Origin of the sequence: Streptomyces sp. NPDC059785, assembly GCF_042732375.1 — a bacterium.
In the GTDB taxonomy this organism is placed as follows: Bacteria; Actinomycetota; Actinomycetes; order Streptomycetales; family Streptomycetaceae; genus Streptomyces.
Window position 1 is genome coordinate 1 of the sequence record NZ_JBHWHV010000003.1, and the last position, 17,224, is coordinate 17,224.

The window sequence follows — 17,224 nt, forward strand, 5'->3', positions numbered from 1 at the left end:
GTCCGTCACCACCACGTGGTGACGGACCCGGCCTCACGCAGCGTTACCGGTCAGCCACACCGCCCCGCCGGGCGGGTGCGGGTCACCACGTCCGTGGTGCCGGTCGTGGAGTCCAGCCACACCACCTGGGCGCCGTCCACCGCGGCGGCCGAGGCCTGCTCGCCGCGGTTGCAGGAGACCCGGCCCCTGGCGGTGCCCGCGGCGCCGGGCGTACCGGCCGCGTCGAACTGGTACAGCTTGGCGGTGACCTCGTTGCCGGGCTCGGTGGCGCCCGCGATGTAGCTGCCGACCGTCACGGTGTCCTCGGAGACCGTCACGTCGTAGGCGTTCAGCGCGTCGGGCCCGGCCTCCGGGCTGAGATCCACCTTGCCGGAGCCGTCGAGCGCGGCGCGCCGCAGCACCGTCTTCCCCTCGGCCACGTCCTCGTCGAGGAGCCAGAAGACATGCGTGCCGTTGAGGGCCGTCGGACCGTGGCTCGACGTGCTCGGGGTCTGCTCGATCACCGTCTGCTCACCCGTGGCGACGTCGACGACCCGCGTCGACCACTCGTACACGGCACGCACCCGGTCGTAGAGCTGGTAGGCCACCTTGCCGTTCGCCACCGACACGGACGACGCCCGGTGGTAGGTGCCGCCGCCGAACGTGACCCGGTTCGCCGGGTCCTTGATGCTCTGGTAGGCCACGCCCGGACGCCCGCCGTAGTTGTACCAGGAGTAGGCCACCACATCACCGTCGACGTCGATCGAGCTGCCCGCGCTCCGGCCCGTCCACACCGTCTTGACCGGCCCGCCCGCGAGCGGTCTGGCCAGGATCGCCACGCCACTGGAGCCGAACGCCTCCCACACCACCGTCTTGCCGTCGGTGGCCGGATTGACGTGGTAGCGGCCGTCGTTGGGGCTCATCAGCTTCGGCGTGCCCGTGCCGTCGGCGCGCCCGGCCCACACCGAGTACGCCTCCGAGCCGTCCTCGTTCGACTTGGCCGCCGCCCACCAGCCGCCGCCCCCGCCGAGGTCGGTGTCGGTGGTGTTGATCCGGTCGAACAACGGGTCCGAGTCCACGCCGAGCGCCATCTCCCAGCCGGGCACGATGCCGTGGCCGGTGAAGGCCCGCTGGAGCGCCTTCTGCCCGGCCGCGTCGACGCCGAGGTCCGTGGCGGCGGCGAGCACCGCGGCCCGCCCCTCGGTGAAGCCGTCCAGCGGGGTCAGGTACTCGGTCAGCGCCCGGTAGACGATCTTGTCCGTGAGCGTGGCGCCCAGGTCCTGGCGGGCGTCCCACAGCGCGCCGCCGAAGATGGTCGAGTTGTAGTGGACGCCGCCGCTGTCGGTGCCGAAGCCGAGGCCGAGGAACGACTTGGCCGTGGTGCGCCCGTCGTCGAGATCGCGCACCGCGCACTCGCGCGGGGACTTGGTACGGCACAGCCGCTCGCCGAGCAGACCCGAGTCCGGGTCCAAGGGGTCGGTGCCGTAGAAGTCCGCCTCGATGGCGTTGCCGAAGTAGTCGGCGATCGCCTCGTTCATCGCGCCGGACTGGCCCGCGTAGACGAGGTTCGCGGAGTGCTCGATCACGCCGTGCGTCATCTCGTGCCCGACCACGTCCAGGGCCGAGGAGAGCGGGCGGTACTCGTCGTCGCCGTTGCCGTAGACCATCTTGTCGCCGTCCCAGAAGGCGTTGACGTACGGCTGCCCGTAGTTCGTCACGCCCACCAGGGACTCGATGGACATGCCGTGGCCGTCGAGGCTGTTCCGGCCGAGCCGGTCGCGGTAGTAGTCGTAGACCTGACCGGCGGCCCAGTGCGCGTCCACGGCGCCGGACTCGGTGGCCTCGGTGCCGAACGCGGCGGTGGGCGAGGTGAACAGGTCGACGCCCTCGGGCCACTGCCCGGCCGCGTCGCCCGCGTTCACCCCGCGCGCGTCGTAGGTGGCCAGGAAGCGGTCGTAGTACTCGTCCTCCGGGATCCGCTCGCGGTCCCGCAGGACGTAGTGGTCGAGGTAGTCGACGTACTCCACGTTCAGGTCGACGGGCGTGCCGTCGAGCCGGACGCCGCTGCCCTTCGTCCCGGCCGCCAGGGTCCGCTGCCCGGCGGTGGCCGCGGGCCCCTCGGTCGCGTGGACGCTGCCGCCGAACGTCTGGATACCGCTGTACTGGAGGACGGGGTAGCCCGCGTTCGCGTCGACGTACACCTCGCGCAGCACGGCCTCACCGGTCGCCGGGTCGGTGCCGCTCACGGTGACGTGCCGGGTCAGGACGCCGCTGCCGTTCGGCAGGACCACCAGGCCGCGGGCCGTGCCCGTCAGCGGCGCCCGCTCCTCCTCGCCCTCGCGCGGTCCCTGCGCGAGGTGCCGGGAGCCGAGTTCGTCCAGGACGCCGTCCACGGCGCGCTCGACGGCGAGCGTCTCGTCGACCGCGGCCGTCGTGCCGGTGGTCAGCTCGGTGAAGTACTTGCCCGAGGTGCCGGTGACGACCCGCTCGCCGTCCTTCTTCTCCATGCGGACGACGTACTGGCCGCCGAGCACGGGCACGCCCTCGTGCTCCTGCTGGAGGCGTACGGTCTCCCGGCCGCCCGAGGTGATGGTCCCGGCGGCCACCAGGTCGTGGAGCGCGTCCGCGATCCCGTACCGGCTCCGCTTGCCGTCCAGATAGGTGCGGGCCGCCCCGGCCGCGCTGCCGGTGGCCGGCGCCTGCTCGCGGATGCCCCGCACCAGCGCCGGTGTGTCCGTCTTCTGGCCCGGGACGACCTGCCCGGGGCCCGGGTCCGGGGTCCGCGCCGCCGTCGCCGCGTTCGCGGGTGGTGCCGAGACGACGAGTGCGGCGGCGCTCAGCAGCGCCACCGCACCCGGTATTCCGCTCACTCGTGCTCTTCCGCCGCTGCCGCGGCCTCGGGCTCCTCTGACTTTTCCGGGACGACGCACGGTCTCCCAACCCCCCTCGCCGGTCGTGCCGTTCGGCGGAATGCCGCCCGGCAAGGGGTATGGAAGCGGTGATGCGCCGCCCCATCAACGGGGCCGAAGTGGCCACGGGTGACTTCCGGCCGGTCGGAGCGGACGCTTCCGGCGCGCTGCCCGGAACCCGGAGGTGTGTCAGCCGAGTTCGAAGCGCACCGGCGTCCCGATCGCGGCCTGGGCCGCCGCCGCGAGGGCGTCCTGCGCGACGACCGCGATCACCGGGTAGCCGCCCGTCGTCGGATGGTCGTGCAGGAACACCACCGGGCGTCCGTCCGGCGGCACCTGGACCGCGCCGAGGACCATGCCCTCGCTGGGCAGCTCGCCCGTCGAGACCCGCTCCAGCGCGGGCCCCTCGGTGCGCAGGCCGATGCGGTTGCTGTGCGGGGAGACGCGGTACGCCGCCGAGGTGAGGGTGCGCAGCGCTCCCGGCGTGAACCAGTCGGCGCGGGGGCCGAGCCGCAGCGGCAGGACCAGCTCCGCGGGCGGCCCCGGCCAGGGCGCGGCCACGGGCAGCGCAGCCCGGGAGGCGGGGGCGGGGCCCGCCGGGAGCACGTCGCCGGCACGCAGCGGCGCCGGACCGAGCCCGGAGAGCAGGTCCGTCGAGCGGCTGCCGAGGACCGGCTCGACGGCGATCCCCCCGGCGACGGCGAGATACGAGCGCACGCCCGCGGTGACCGTGCCCACGTCCAGGACGGCGCCTGCGGGCACCCGTACCGGTGTGCCCCAGGCCGCGGGCCGTCCGTCCACCGTCACCGGGCAGGGCGCACCGCCCGCCACGACGGTGACCGGGCGGTCGGGCCGCAGCGCGCAGCCCGTCAGCGTCGTCTCCAGGACGGCGGCGTCGGGCTCGTTGCCGAGCAGCCGGTTGGCCAGCCGCATGGCGGGCGCGTCGAGCGCGCCGGAGCGCGGCACCCCGAGGTGGGCGTGGCCGCGCCGGCCCGCGTCCTGCACCGTGGTGAGGGCGCCGGAGCGGACGACGGTCAGCTTGACGGTCATGCGGCACCGTCCGTCGCACCGTCGCCACCGTCCGTCGCGCCGTGCGCACCCGCGCCGTCCGCTGTGACGAAGCGCACCCGGGTCCCCGGGGTGAGCAGCGCCGGCTCCTCGCGTGAGAGATCCCACAGGGGGGTGGGGTCGGGCATGGTGCCGATGAGCTGCCAGCCGCCGGGCGTGACGCGCGGGTAGACCGCGCTGTAGGGGCCCGCGAGCGCCAGCGCGCCGGCCGGGACCCGGGTGCGCGGCGTGGCGCGGCGCGGCACGTGCAGCCCGTCGGGCAGCCCGGTGAGATAGCCGAAGCCGGGCGCGAACCCGCAGAACGCGACCCGGTAGGTGTACGAGGCGTGCCGGGCGGCGACCTCGTCCGCGCCGATGCCCCACAGGTCCGCCACGTCGGCCAGATCGGGCCCGTCGTAGCGCACCGGGATCTCCACGACGTCGCCGTCCCCGGCGGACTGCGTCGGCAGCTCCCAGCCGGCGAGGCTGCGGGCCAGCGCCTCGGGCTCGCGCACCCCGTCCAGGAGGACGGTCGTGGCGCCCGGCACGATCTCCTCGACCGGCGGCAGCGTGCCGGCCGCGCGCCGCCGCAGCAGCTCGGCGTGGAAGGCCCCGGTGCGCTCGGCGTCCGGCAGCTCGACGAGGAGCGCGTGCCGTCCGGCGGGGCGCACGTCGAGCGACGGGCCGCCGGTCACGAGAACGCCTCCACCGCGACCCCGGCGCGCTCCAGCGCCTCGCGCACGCGGACCGCGATCCGGGCCGCGCCCGGGGTGTCGCCGTGCACGCACAGGGACCGCGCGGCGACCGCGACCGTCGAGCCGTCCACGGCCTCGACCGCGCCGTCCACCGCGAAGCCCAGCGCCCGCCGCACCACCAGGTCCTCGTCCGTGACCACGGCGTTCGCCTCGCGGCGCGGTACGAGCGTGCCCTCGGGGGTGTACGCGCGGTCGGCGAACGCCTCCGGCACGGCGGCGAGCCCGGCGTCCCCGGCGGCGGCCAGCAGCCGCGACCCGGGCAGCCCGAGCACCGGCAGCGCCCCGCCCGCGAGCCGTACGCCCGCCACCACGGCGGCGGCCTGCTCCGCGTCGTGGACGGTACGGTTGTAGAGCGCGCCGTGCGGCTTCACGTAAGTCACCTCGGCCCCCGCGGCCTCGGCGAAGACCTTCAGCGCCCCGATCTGGTACGCCACCTCGGCGGCGAGTTCGTCGCCGGGTACGTCCATGGCGCGCCGGCCGAAACCGGCCAGGTCGCGGTAGGAGACCTGGGCGCCGATCCGGACCCCGCGTTCGGCGGCGAGGTCGCAGACGCGGCGCATCACCGAGGGGTCGCCCGCGTGGAAGCCGCAGGCGACATTGGCGCTGGTGACGACGGACAGCAGGGCGGCGTCGTCGGTGAGGGTCCAGCGGCCGAAGCCTTCACCGAGGTCCGCGTTGAGATCGATCACGTTCTGAACGTAATGGATTGTTGAACGATCCGACAAGGGGCCACTCGGGCCACGATGCGGTCGACCGGGGCGCTGTGGGATCCGGGTCACGGTGCCGTCGATCGGGATGCTGTGGGATCCGGGTCACGGTGCCGTCGACCGGGGTGCTGTGGGATGACGGACAGAACTCACCCCTTGTTCGATCGTTCAACGATCACCTAAGGTCCGTGCATCCCCCATGGATCCGGAGCCTCCGGATCCGTACCACTTGTCGGGCTCCGCCCGGCACGCCACTCGTGGTGTCCTGCCCGTCACGCCTGAAGGCTTCCGCATGATCGTTCTCCTCGGTGTGGTCGTGGTGATCCTCGGATTCGTCACGCGCCGCAACCCCGTCCTCGTGGTCGGTGTCGCCGGTATCGTCACCGGCCTGCTCGGCAGGATGGACCCGCTCGAGGTCCTCGCGGCCTTCGGCCGGTCCTTCGCCGACAGCCGCTCGGTCACCGTCTACGCCATCGTGCTCCCGGTGATCGGCCTGCTCGAGCGCTACGGCCTGCGCGAGCAGGCCCGTAACCTCATCGGCCGGCTCGGCAAGCTCAGCGCGGGCCGCTTCCTCACCGTGTACCTGCTGGTCCGGCAGGTCACCGCCGCCTTCGGCCTGAACAGCATCGGCGGGCCCGCGCAGACCGTGCGGCCGCTCGTCGCGCCGATGGCCGAGGCCGCCGCCGAGCGCACGACCGGCGCCAAGCTGCCCGACCGGCTGCGCGAGAAGGTGCGCTCCTACTCGGCGTCGGCCGACACCGTGGGCGTCTTCTTCGGCGAGGACTGCTTCATCGCGATCGGCTCCATCCTGCTGATCACCGGCTTCGTCAACTCCACCTACCAGCAGGACATCGAGCCGACCCAGCTCGCCCTGTGGGCGATCCCGCTCGCCGTCTGCGCCTTCCTCATCCACGGCGCCCGGCTGCTCCTGCTGGACAGGCAGCTGGAGCGCGAGATGGCGCAGGCCGCCGCCGAACACGAGCTGCCGCTGCCGAAGGGGGCCGAGAAGTGATCAAGGTTGAATGGCTCTACTGGCTCATCGGCCTCGTCTTCGTCGTCATGGCCGTACAGATGGCGGCCGACCGCAGCAACCCCAAGCGGTGGACCTCCGCCGCCTTCTGGGGCCTGCTCGGCCTCACCTTCCCCTACGGCACCGGAGTCGCCAACGCCACGGCGAAGAACGGCGGCTGGACCCTGCCCGCCGAACCGCTCGGCGTCGCCGTCCTCGCCCTGATCGTGCTCGCCGGGTTCAACTTCCTCGGCAAGGGCGTCCCGGTCACCACCACCGCCGAACAGCGCGACGCCTCCGCCGCCCGGCTCGGCAACAAGATCTTCATCCCCGCCCTGACGATCCCCGTCGTCGCGATCATCTGCGCCTCCGTGCTCGACGAGTCAGGACTCTTCGAGACGGGCAAGGCCACGCTGCTCGGGCTCGGCCTCGGCTGTGTCGTCGCCCTCGTCGTCGGCATGCTGGTCACCGGCGAGAAGAAGGTCTCCGTCCCGCTGCACTCGGGCCGCTCCATGCTGGAGGCGATGGGCTCCGCCCTGCTGCTGCCCCAGCTCCTCGCCGTGCTCGGCTCGATCTTCGCGGCGGCCGGCGTCGGCACCGAGGTCGGCGACCTCGTCAACAAGGTGCTGCCGGACGACTCCAAGTACCTCGCGGTCCTCGCGTACTGCGTCGGCATGTTCCTGTTCACCGTGATCATGGGCAATGCCTTCGCCGCGTTCCCGGTGATGACCGCGGCGATCGGCTGGCCGGTGCTCATCCAGCAGCTGCACGGCAACGAGCCGGCCGTCCTCGCGATCGGCATGCTGGCCGGTTTCGCCGGCACGCTCTGCACCCCGATGGCCGCCAACTTCAACATCGTCCCGGCGACCCTGCTCGAACTGAAGGACCAGTACGGGCCGATCAAGGCACAGATACCGACGGGCGTCGCGCTGCTCGGCTGCTGCACGGTGATCATGGCGGTCTTCGCGTTCTGACCCGTCCCGGCCCGTGACACCCGTAAGGAAGCACCATGACCCGCGTCCTCATCACCGGCTTCGCCCCGTTCGGCGGCGAGCGCGTCAACCCGTCCTGGCAGGCGGCCTCCCTCGTGGCCGCCGAGCCGCCCGCCGGGCTCACCGTGACCGCCGCCGAACTGCCCTGCGTCTTCGGCGACTCCCTCGACGCCCTGCGCGACGCCCTCACGGCGACCGCCCCCGACCTGGTCCTCTGTCTGGGCCAGGCGGGTGGCCGCCCCGGCGTCACCGTCGAACGCGTCGCGATCAACGTCGACGACGCCCGGATCCCCGACAACGCCGGCAACCAGCCCATCGACGAACCGGTGGTCCCGGACGGCCCCGCCGCCCATTTCTCCACCCTGCCCGTCAAGACCTGCGTCGCCGCCCTGCGCGAGGCCGGCGTACCGGCCGCCGTCTCCAACACCGCGGGCACCTTCGTCTGCAACCACGTCGCCTACGGCCTCGGCCACCTCATCGCCACCGAGTTCCCGCACGTCAGGGGCGGCTTCGCGCACGTCCCCTGGGCCCCGGAACAGGTCACCGACGGCACCGCGCCCGCCCTGGAGCCCGCCACCGTCGCCCGCGGTCTGCGCGCCCTGCTGGCCGCCGCCGCCCGCACCTTGGCGGGAGCGGACCTGAAGGTCACCGAAGGAGCCACCCACTGATGCCGCTCACCGAGTACGCCGCCCCGTTCGCCCGGCTCGCCCTCACCAACATCACCCGCGAGTACCCCAACTTCCCCGCCCACCTGATCAGCTCGGCGGACGAGGGGCTGCGCCCCCGCACCCTGCACCCGGCCTTCTACGGCGCCTACGACTGGCACTCCGCGGTCCACATGCACTGGCTGCTCGTCCGCCTGCTGCGCCGCCACGGCGGCACCCCGGCGCTCCCCGACACCGCGCCGCTCGTCGAGGCCCTCGACCGGCACCTCACCCCCGAGCACATCGCCACCGAGGCCGCCTACCTCCTCGACCGGCCCTCCTTCGAGCGGCCCTACGGCTGGGCCTGGCTGCTCGCGCTCACCGCCGAGTGCCGGGCGTACGGCGGCGCGGCGGGCGCCCGCTGGACCGAGGCCCTGGCACCGGGCGCCGCCGCCGTCGACCGGCTGCTGGCCGGCTGGCTGCCGAAGGCCACCTATCCGGTACGCCACGGCAACCACCCCAACAGCGCCTTCGCCCTCGGCGTCGCCCTCGACTCCGGCGAACTCACCCCCGGCACCGACCGCGCCGTACGCGAACGCCTGCTGGCCTGGTTCGCCGACGACCACGACGCGCCCGCGCACTGGGAGCCGTCGGGGCAGGACTTCCTGTCCCCGGCGCTGAGCGAGGCGGACGCCGTGCGCCGGGTGCTCGCCGCGGACCGGTTTCCGCAGTGGCTCGACCGCTTCCTGCCCGCGCTGCGCACCGGCGCGCCCTGCCCGCCGCTCGACGTGCCCGTCGTCTCCGACCACGCCGACCCGCAGATCGGCCATCTGCTCGGCCTCGCCCTCAGCCGGGCCGCCGCGCTGCGCTCACTCGCCGGGGCACTGCCGGACGGGCCCGTCCGCGACCGGCTGACCGCGGCGGCCGAGGCCCAGCTCGCGGCCGGACTGCCCGCCGTGGAGCGCGGTGACTTCACCACCGACCACTGGCTGGCCACCTTCGCCGTCCTCGCGCTCGACCCGGCCGAGTGAACCTCACCGCGCCCGGCCGGTGTCCACCTGCCGCGCGGTGGCGAGCTCGGCCAGGGTGCGGCGGCAGATCTTGCCGGTCGCGGTGAACGGCATGTCCCGTACGAGCAGCAGGAGTTCGGGCAGTTTGCGGCGCTCAAGGCCGCGCTGGGTCTCCAGATAGCCGGTGAGGTCCTTGAGGGTCAGCGGCGCACTGCCCGGCGTCTGGCGGACGCAGGCGCACAGGCGCTGGCCCAGCTCCGGGTCGGGCACGGACACGCAGACGGCCTCGGCGACGGCGGGATGGGTGCCCAGCTCCTGTTCCACCTGGGCGGGGCTGATGCTGTAGCCGCCGCGGTCGATGACCTGGGTCAGCCGGCCGAGCAGATGCAGCCGGCCGTTCTCGTCCAGGTAGCCGCGGTCGCCGGTGCGGACCCAGCCGGTGGCGGTGCGCAGCCGGGTGTCCAGGCCGGTGTCGGCGACATAGCTGAGCGGGGTCATCGGGCCCCGGGCGCAGATCTGGCCGGGGCTGCCGGGCGGCAGTTCGCGGTCGTGCTCGTCGAGGACGTGGATGGCGGCCACGGCCGGGTCGGGGCGTCCGATGCCCGTCTGAGGGGCGAGACCGGTCGCGGCGGTGTGGCAGTTGACCCCGTCCGTGGACCCGTACACGGCGATGACCGGGCGCCGGAAGCGGGCACGGCAGGCGGCGACGGTGGTCTCCGGCAGGGTGGTGCAGCTCGAGACGAGCGCCTGCAACGAGCCGAAGTCCTCGCCGGGCGGCGCCGGATGGTCCGCGAGCCGGCGCAGCAGGGTGGGCACGGCGAACACATGCGTCGGCCGGTGCCGGGCGATGGTGTCCCAGGTGGCGGCGGTGGAGCGGGTGTCCTGGAGGATCAGGGTGCCGCCGAGGGCCGCGACCGTGACGTGGGTGCCCAGGGAGCCGTAGGAGGAGGCCAGCGGGGCCAGCAGCAGATTGCGCATCGGACCGGGGCGGCGTCGCAGGGCCCGTACGTAGTTGGCGCGGCCGCCGGCCATGGCGTTGTGCGAGTAGGCGGCCATCTTCGGCTCGGACTCGGTGCCGGAGGAGACCAGGATGCGGGCCGGGGCCTCCGGGTCGACGGGCCGGGGGTCCAGCGCGGGACCCGGCGCGGACAGCGAGTGGACGCCGGGCCGCGGGAAGCCGAAGGCGCACATCACGCGCAGGTCGGGCAGGCGGGGGTGGAGCGCGAGGTCCTCGGGGGCGGCGAGGATCGCGCCGCGGGCACGGGAGCGGCGCAGCAGGCTGAGGGTGTCACGGGAGCCGGGCCCCGCCGGGTAGGGCAGGGCCACCGCGCCGAGGGCGGCCACGGCCAGTTCGGCGGCGACGGCGAAACGGCTGTCGGGCAGCCGGACGGCGATGATGTCGCGGTGGTCGAGCCCGGCGTCGCGCAGCCGGGCCGCGATGCGCAGCACCCACAGGTCCAGGGTCCGGTAGTCCAGCGCGCCCGCCGGGTCGACGACGGCCTGGCGCCGCGGATGGCGGCGCACGTGCCCGGCGAACAGCGTGTACAGATCGCGCCCCGGGCAGTGCCCGTGCGCGACCCAGGCCCGGCGGACGGCGGGTGACACCAGGTCATGGATGACCAGACCGTTGTTGGAGGTCCAGACGGTCATGCGAATTCCCAGGGGGTACGGGGGACGGCGTGGTCCGCGGTGGCCAGGGCACGGGAGAAACGCAGGTCGCGGGCCAGCTCCCGCAGGTCCGTGCAGACCTCGGTGGCGCTCAGCCCGGTCTCGGCGAGCCTGAGCAGCCACAGCCGGGTGGGCCGGGTGCGCAGCCGGGTCAGGATCTCCTTCGGGCCCGCCGAGGGCGGCAGTCCGACGGCGCGCGCGGTGCGCCGGGGCCGGCTGCGGGCGGCGGGGCCGAGCTGGAGGTATCCGTCGAGGGTGGGCGCGGGACGGTCGAGCGGGGTGTAGCGGGGGCGCCCGGCCGGGCGGGGCAGGGCGACGGCGGCGGACAGCAGACTGGAGTCCACCCGGGCGCCGCCGCCGGTACGGGTACGGGTGTACAGCGCGGCCAGGACGCCGTGCGCGCAGACCAGACCGCCCAGCAGATCGGTGAGGGTCATCAGGGAGGGGGCGGGCGGTTCGTCGGCGGGGCGCAGGGCGGCGGCCAGGCCGCTGTGCGCCTGCACCAGGTAGTCGGTGCCCATCGGCGGCGGATACGGCAGGTGCCGGCCCCAGCCGGAGGCCGCCGCGTAGACCAGATCCGGCCGGACGGCGTGCAGGTCGTCCGAGTCGAGCCGCCAGCGGGCCGCCCTGCCCGGCGCCCAGTTGTGCAGGAACACGTCCGCCGTGGCCACCAGTTCGTGCACCGCCCGGCGGCCCGCCCGGGTGGACAGGTCGATCTCGGTGGTCGTCTTGCCGGCGTTCAGGGCGCTGAAGCGGGCCGAACAGCGGCCCGCGATGGGCGGGATCGCACGCATCGGATCACCGCCGAGGGGCTCGATGCGCAGCACGTCGGCGCCGAGGAGCTGGAGCACGTGCCCGGCCATCGGGCCCTGCACCCGGTTCGTTGACTCGATGACGCGGATCCCCTCCAGCGGCCGGACGAGCGTGGGCCGGGCGCCCGTACCGCCGTGGTCGCGCGGGCCGGGGCCCGGGCCGCGGTGCGCGGTGACGGTGAACGGCGGCAGGCTGGGCGGCCGCGGATCGCAGGCCACCGGCACCACACTGACCTCCGCCTCGTCCGCGGCCGTGCGGACGGCCTGGAACGCGGCCCGCCCGGCGGCGCCGCGCAGCTCGGCGGGGAGCGGACAGGCGGCGGTCGCGAAGCGCTGCTGGAACGGCCGCCAGCCTCGCGCGCTCGCGCCCGGGTCGGCGCCGAGCAGCTGCCAGAAGCGGCGCCAGCGCAGCGGGTCGAACGTCTCGCACTCGAAGAGCACCCGGTCGGCGCTGGTGAAGGTGGCGGTGCCGCAGCCGGGCGGCTCCGGCGGTCCGTCGTCGGTGGTGGCGGCCGCCAGGTACTGGGCCAGGGCGAGCAGCGCGGCCTGCCCCACCGAGGTGCGCACCGCGCTGATCCGGGCCCCGCGGGCGCGGGCGATCAGCGCGGCGAGCACGCCCTGCGCGGCCAGCACACCGGCCGTGGCGGTGGCGTAGTCGACGGCCAGTGGCGCCGGGCGGCCGGTCGCCCGGCCGTGCACGTGCATGATGCCGCAGGCGGCCTGAACGGCCCGTTCGTCGCCGAGCGGCAGGGCGATCGGACCGGCCCAGCCGGTGTCGCAGGTGATGGCCGCACGGTCGGCGCAGACCGGCCGCAGCAGACGGGAGCTGACCTCGGCGGCCAGGGCCGGGGTGGTCATGAGACCCCGTCCGGGTACGGGCGGCGGCCCTGGACGGAGTACAGCACGCTGGAGGCGGCGCAGAACGACGGCCGGCGCATCAGCTCCCGTACTCGCCGCAGTTCGCCCTCCGTCAGGCCCGCGGCGACGAGCTGGTCGCGCAGGTGGCGGGTGAGGTGCACCTGGAGCTCCAGGGCGGCCGAGCCGGCGCTGCGCAGCAGGATGTGGGGCTGCGGGTCGATGCCGGTCAGACCGGCGGCGCGCATGGCGGCCGGGGCGTGCCGGCCCCAGTGCGGATCGCCGCCGGCCGCGCGCACGGCCGCCGACCGGGCGGCCAGGAACTTCGTGTACAGCCGCGTCGCCGCCCCGTCGGGGGCGAGCAGGGGCGGCTCGTAGGACGTGTCGAGTTCGTCGATCTGGAGCACGCCGCCCGGCGCCAGCGCGCGGACCAGCCGGCCGAGCACAGCCTGGCGCCGCGGCAGGTGCTGGAGCACCAGGCGGACGACGATCAGATCGAAGGCGCCCCCGGGCAGCGGGTCGTGCCGGATGTCGTGGACGACGGTGGTCAGCCGAGGATGCGGGGTGAACGAGGGCGGCACCAGGTCGGTGGCCAGGACGTTCCCGGTGGGGGCGACGCGCTCGGCCAGCCAGTTGGCCACGGTGCCGCCGCCCGCGCCGACCTCGAGGCAGCGCCAGCCCGCGGTGACGCCGGTGGCGGCGAGCCGGGGCAGGGTGATCGGGTCGTAGGCGTCGGCCAGGCAGCGGTACTGGTCCCGGACCAGATCCGGGTCGTGCGGGAACAGGTAGCGGGGGTGAGGGGCCAGGGGCTGCACGGGAGGTACCTCCGTCGCGTGTCCGTGTGGGGGTGCGGCGGCCGGGGCGGGCGAGGCGGGGCCCGTCAGGTCCACCGGCCGGATCCGCAGGTGCCGGCGTCGCCGGTGAGCTGCCGCAGCAGGGCGCCGCGGCGCACCTTGCCGGTGCCGGTGCGCGGCAGCTGCCGCCAGGTGAGCACCGTCGGCGGCTGCAACGGCGGCAGGCCGGTGACCGCGGTGCGCCAGCGCACGGTGTCCAGGGTGCCGTCCTCGGTGACGACCACCGGCAGCGGCGCCTGCCCCGGGCGGGCGAGCACGACGACCTCGAGGACCCCGGGGAGCCGGTCCTCCAGCAGGTCCTCGGTGCGCAGACAGCTCAGCTGCGGGGTGCGGTCCACCTCGCGGTCGAGGAGGGTGACGGTGCCGTCGCGGTGGTGGATGCCGAGGTCGCCGGTGCTCCACCAGCCGTCGATGTGCTTGGCCGCCCACCGGTCGGCCTCGCCCGGGTAGGTCAGGGCACGGGCCGGCGTACGGGTCAGGAGCAGCCCCGGACAGCCGCGCCGCACCGGCCGCAGCGTGTCCGGATCGACCACCCGCAGCCGGGTCCTGACCGGGACGGGCCGCCCCAGATTGCGTGCCCCGGACCCGGTACCGGCCGGGCGCACCGACCGGCGGGTGTGGAAACGTAAGGTCAGCGGCCCGGTCTCGGTCTGCCCCCAGCCCTGCATCCACAGCGCCCCGCGCCGCGTGCTGGCCTCCAGGTAGGCGCGCAGGACGGGCGGGTGCACGGCGTCGTAGGTGCTGATGAACAGCCGTACGTCGCGGAAGGCGTGATCCAGGCGGCGGGTCAGCGGCCGCAGCCGTACGTAGGCGGCGGGCAGCGCCTCGACGACGGTCGGCGGCCGGGCGCGCAGCAGCGGGTCGCTGAGGTCGGGGTCGGGGCGGCTGAGAATGGTCACGGAGCGTGGGTCCAGGCACAGCACACTGGCCGTCCAGCAGAAGGTCCTGCCGTGCGCGAAGGCGCTGGCGTTGGCCAGGACGTCGTCGCGGCGCAGCCCGATCCGGGGATAGCGCACGGCCTCGAAGCGGGCCAGTTTGCCGATGATGGTGCGGGTGGAGTGCGCCACCAGTTTCGGGGCGCCGGTGGTGCCCGAGGTGTGGTGGATGACCAGCGGGTCGTCGTCGTGGCGGCTCCTCGGCGCGGGCGCGTCGTGGCCGCGGACGTCGTCCGGGCCGAGGGCGCCGGGCGCCGGGCCGTCGAGGGCCAGGACGGCATTCGCGAGGCCCGCCGGATCGTGGCCGGCGCGGCGGCCGTTCTCCAGGAGGGCGCGGGTGGTCACCAGCAGTGCGGGCCGAAGCCGGCCGAGGAGCACGGCGAGGACGTCGGGCGGCAGATGCGCGGAGAGCTGCGCGGGCACCGCGCCGATCCGTACGGCGGCACAGGCCAGCAGGTCGTAGTCCCAGTGGTTGTCCTTGACGATCGCCACCCGGTCGCCGGGCCCCGCCCCGGCGGCGGCCAGGCGTCCCGCGAAGTCCCGCACCAGCACGGCGAGTTGGGCGACGCTGTACTCCGTGCGGGTACCCGGACCGAGGTCGAAGGGCCGGTCCAGGTGGAACCGGGTCGAGGCGCCGCGCTCGGCGCACTGGTCGAACAGCACGCCCATGTCATGCGGTTTCACAGGGTCAGCTCCTCGATCGGCCGGGCGGGCCGGCCGGGGGAGCCGGCCAGCCGGGCCAGCACCCGGGAGGCGGCCAGCGCGCCGGAGCGCACCGCGCCCTCGCTGGAGGGCCGCAGCATCACCCAGTCACCGGCGTACTCCACCGGGCCCGTACCGCGCGCCATGAACCGGGACCGCAGCCGCAGCGCCTTGGGGGTCGCCTCGGGCAGGCCGTGCGTGTAGGCGTGCACGAAGTACTCGCGCCCGGCCGTGCGCAGCCCCGGCACGTACCGCAGGGCCGCCGTGGTGAGCCGGTCGACGACCTCGGCGTGCGGCGAGCGCAGCAGGTCCGGGATGGTCGCGGCGTCGGCCATCAGCGTCAGCAGGCCCTTGCCGGCCGGCGCCCGCGACGGGTGTTTGACGTGGTCGGCGATGACGCAGGACAGCACCTGGTCCTCGGCCCGCGGGGTGAGCAGCACGTACGGCCTGCGGTCGCCGGCCGGGGCGAGCGGCCGGTCGAGCAGACAGCTCACCTTGAGGGCGGGGGTGAAGGTGCAGGCCGACAGGTAGGCGGCCGCCTCCGTGACGGGCGTGGCGTACAGCCGGGCGGCGACCGGGGCGGGCACGGCGAGCACGGCGGCCCGCGCGGTGACGGACCCGTCGTCCAGGTGCAGGCGCGCGCCGCCGCGGCCGGTGGTGACCTGGTGCACGGCACGCCCGGTGACCACGTCGAGCCCGCTGGCCAGCCGGCGGGCGAGCAGGTCCATCCCGTCGCGGTAGGTACGCCAGTCCGCGGCGGGGCCCACCGCGAGCAGCAGGCCGATCAGCGGGGCGGCGGTGGAGCGTGCGGTGTCCCAGCCGAAGAAGCTGCCGCACAGCGGTTGCAGCAGATAGTCGTGCACGTCCCGGTGGTAGCGGGCGGCGAACTCGGCGACCGTGGCGGTGCCCAGCGGGCTGCGTTCGGGGTGGTCGTCGTCGAAGCCGGCGCGGCGGCGCGCGCTCCAGGCCAGCATCCTGGCCAGGTCGACGCGGGCGCGCGGGGACAGCCCGGCGCCGGTCAGCACCGCGCGGCGGTCCGCGACCCCGGGGTGGGCCCGGCCGTCGCGCCAGGTGGCGAGGGGGGCGCCGATGCGCGGCACGTCGGCGCGCCGCACTCCGAGCCGGTGCAGCAGCTGCCAGGTGGCGCGGTAGCCGTGCGGCGAGATCTGCTCGGCGCCGGTGTCGATGGTGTAGCCGTCGTACCGGAAGCTGTGCATCCGGCCGCCGACGTGCGGCTGTTCCTCGTAGACGCGCACCGTGAGGCCGGCGCGGCGCAGTTCGTGCGCCGTGGTCAGTCCGGCGACGCCGGCGCCGACCACGGCCACGTCGAGGCGCGGGCTCATGCGGTGCCTCCCGGTGCGCGGTCCAGGACGGCGGTCAGCAGGTTCGCGCCGATGAGCAGGGCGGTGGACACCCGGTGCACGGTGAAGCCGAGCCTGCGGGCCCGCATGATGTCGCCCTGCCGGAAGCCGGTGCGGTACTGCCGGGCGCGCAGCACGGTCACCGGTGCCATCCACAGCACGAACCACCACGGCGCGAGCCCCGTCACCGAGGCGGCCGCGCCGAGCAGGAACTCCGCGGCCGACAGGGCGAGCACGAAGCGGGCGTTGCCCCGGGGGGTGGCCAGCGAGGCCACGGTCAGCCGCCCGGCGGCGCGGTCCCCGTCGACGTCGTTGGTGTTGGAGTAGACCCCGAACAGCAGCGGCCCGCACCCGAAGAGCACGCCCTGCACCAGCACGAACCCGGAGCAGGCGCCGGTGGCCAGGCCGTACGGTGTGATCACCAGGGCCGCGCCGAGCCCCGCGAGGAACACCTCCTGGAACCCGCGGTAGCTGATCCTGAGGCCGTAGGAGTACTGGAGCGCGACGACGAACGTCACCGCGGCCAGCAGTACGGCCCACAGCGGGCGGTGCGGCGCGAGGACGACGGCCAGGCCCCACAGCACGGCGCCGACGGCGGCCGTGGCGTAGCCGAAGCCGAGCGCCTCGCGCAGCGTGAGGGTGCCCGCGACCAGCGGTTTGCGCAGCCTCTTGCGGCGCGGGTGGTCGGGCCCGTAGTTGCGGGCGTCGCTGCCGTCGCGGAAGCCGGTCACGTCGTCCAGGGCGACCATGGCCATGACCACGAAGACCTCGCCGAGCAGGAACGCGGCCAGCGCCGGGGCGGCCGGTGCCGACCGCCCGGCGGGCAGCGCCACCGCGGAGACCACCACGGCCATGCTGAGGTAGTAGTCGTACACGTCGAGCTTGCCCAGCCGGGCGTAACTGCGCGCCTTGCCCTCGGGGCGGGCCGGGGGGACGGTGCGGGGGACGGAGGGTGCGTGGTCGGTCATGGGGGGCTGCCTTCCCT

General features: G+C 74.9%; 14 protein-coding genes. 4 read left to right on the forward strand and 10 right to left on the reverse strand.

Annotated features, from left to right (window positions below; genetic code table 11):
• Positions 1–50 precede the first annotated feature (50 nt).
• The 4 genes from ACFV6E_RS02635 to ACFV6E_RS02650 form a co-directional block, all read right to left on the reverse strand.
• Positions 51–2,849 carry a M4 family metallopeptidase gene (locus tag ACFV6E_RS02635; RefSeq protein WP_385172458.1) on the reverse strand — a complete coding sequence of 933 codons (2,799 nt, stop codon included), beginning with the start codon at positions 2,847–2,849 and terminating at the stop codon, positions 51–53.
• Between the two features lie 228 nt (positions 2,850–3,077).
• Positions 3,078–3,938 (reverse strand): biotin-dependent carboxyltransferase family protein, encoded by an 861-nt coding sequence (locus tag ACFV6E_RS02640; protein WP_385172455.1) that lies wholly within the window; start codon positions 3,936–3,938, stop codon positions 3,078–3,080.
• Complete coding sequence (locus ACFV6E_RS02645) at positions 3,935–4,630, reverse strand: allophanate hydrolase subunit 1 (RefSeq protein WP_385172452.1); 696 nt, start codon at positions 4,628–4,630, stop codon at positions 3,935–3,937. The genes ACFV6E_RS02640 and ACFV6E_RS02645 overlap by 4 nt, the downstream gene beginning before the upstream one ends.
• Entirely contained in the window at positions 4,627–5,379 is a 753-nt protein-coding gene (locus tag ACFV6E_RS02650) for a LamB/YcsF family protein (RefSeq protein WP_385172449.1), read from the reverse strand. The genes ACFV6E_RS02645 and ACFV6E_RS02650 overlap by 4 nt, the downstream gene beginning before the upstream one ends.
• 310 nt (positions 5,380–5,689) lie before the next feature.
• On the opposite strand from ACFV6E_RS02650, the gene ACFV6E_RS02655 reads away from it, so the two are divergent.
• From ACFV6E_RS02655 to ACFV6E_RS02670, 4 genes are read left to right on the forward strand one after another with little or no spacing between them, the layout of a single operon-like run.
• On the forward strand, positions 5,690–6,409 hold the full coding sequence (locus tag ACFV6E_RS02655) for a DUF969 domain-containing protein (RefSeq protein ID WP_385172446.1): 720 nt from the start codon (positions 5,690–5,692) through the stop codon (positions 6,407–6,409).
• Positions 6,406–7,380: a DUF979 domain-containing protein gene (locus tag ACFV6E_RS02660; protein WP_385172443.1), complete on the forward strand. Its 975-nt coding sequence runs from the start codon at positions 6,406–6,408 to the stop codon at positions 7,378–7,380. The genes ACFV6E_RS02655 and ACFV6E_RS02660 overlap by 4 nt, the downstream gene beginning before the upstream one ends.
• Positions 7,381–7,415: 35 nt before the next feature.
• Positions 7,416–8,066, forward strand: coding sequence for a pyroglutamyl-peptidase I (pcp, locus tag ACFV6E_RS02665; RefSeq protein ID WP_385172440.1), 651 nt, complete (start codon positions 7,416–7,418; stop codon positions 8,064–8,066).
• Entirely contained in the window at positions 8,066–9,073 is a 1,008-nt protein-coding gene (locus tag ACFV6E_RS02670) for a DUF2891 domain-containing protein (RefSeq protein ID WP_385458950.1), read from the forward strand. The genes pcp and ACFV6E_RS02670 overlap by 1 nt, the downstream gene beginning before the upstream one ends.
• Positions 9,074–9,076: 3 nt before the next feature.
• Here ACFV6E_RS02670 and ACFV6E_RS02675 read toward each other — a convergent pair whose 3' ends face one another.
• The 6 genes from ACFV6E_RS02675 to ACFV6E_RS02700 all read right to left on the reverse strand — a co-directional run bounded on the left by ACFV6E_RS02675 (position 9,077) and on the right by ACFV6E_RS02700 (position 17,207).
• Complete coding sequence (locus tag ACFV6E_RS02675; protein WP_385458952.1) at positions 9,077–10,702, reverse strand: class I adenylate-forming enzyme family protein; 1,626 nt, start codon at positions 10,700–10,702, stop codon at positions 9,077–9,079.
• Entirely contained in the window at positions 10,699–12,390 is a 1,692-nt protein-coding gene (locus ACFV6E_RS02680; protein ID WP_385458954.1) for a CoA transferase, read from the reverse strand. Before ACFV6E_RS02680 ends, ACFV6E_RS02675 begins: the two co-directional genes overlap by 4 nt.
• Positions 12,387–13,202, reverse strand: coding sequence for a class I SAM-dependent methyltransferase (locus tag ACFV6E_RS02685; protein ID WP_385172432.1), 816 nt, complete (start codon positions 13,200–13,202; stop codon positions 12,387–12,389). Before ACFV6E_RS02685 ends, ACFV6E_RS02680 begins: the two co-directional genes overlap by 4 nt.
• A gap of 65 nt (positions 13,203–13,267) precedes the next feature.
• Positions 13,268–14,860 carry an AMP-binding protein gene (locus ACFV6E_RS02690; RefSeq protein WP_385458956.1) on the reverse strand — a complete coding sequence of 531 codons (1,593 nt, stop codon included), beginning with the start codon at positions 14,858–14,860 and terminating at the stop codon, positions 13,268–13,270.
• On the reverse strand, positions 14,857–16,221 hold the full coding sequence (locus ACFV6E_RS02695) for an NAD(P)/FAD-dependent oxidoreductase (RefSeq protein ID WP_385458958.1): 1,365 nt from the start codon (positions 16,219–16,221) through the stop codon (positions 14,857–14,859). Before ACFV6E_RS02695 ends, ACFV6E_RS02690 begins: the two co-directional genes overlap by 4 nt.
• A complete protein-coding gene (locus tag ACFV6E_RS02700) occupies positions 16,218–17,207 on the reverse strand; it encodes a UbiA family prenyltransferase (protein WP_385458960.1) in 990 nt (329 codons plus the stop codon). Before ACFV6E_RS02700 ends, ACFV6E_RS02695 begins: the two co-directional genes overlap by 4 nt.
• Positions 17,208–17,224: the final 17 nt, after the last annotated feature.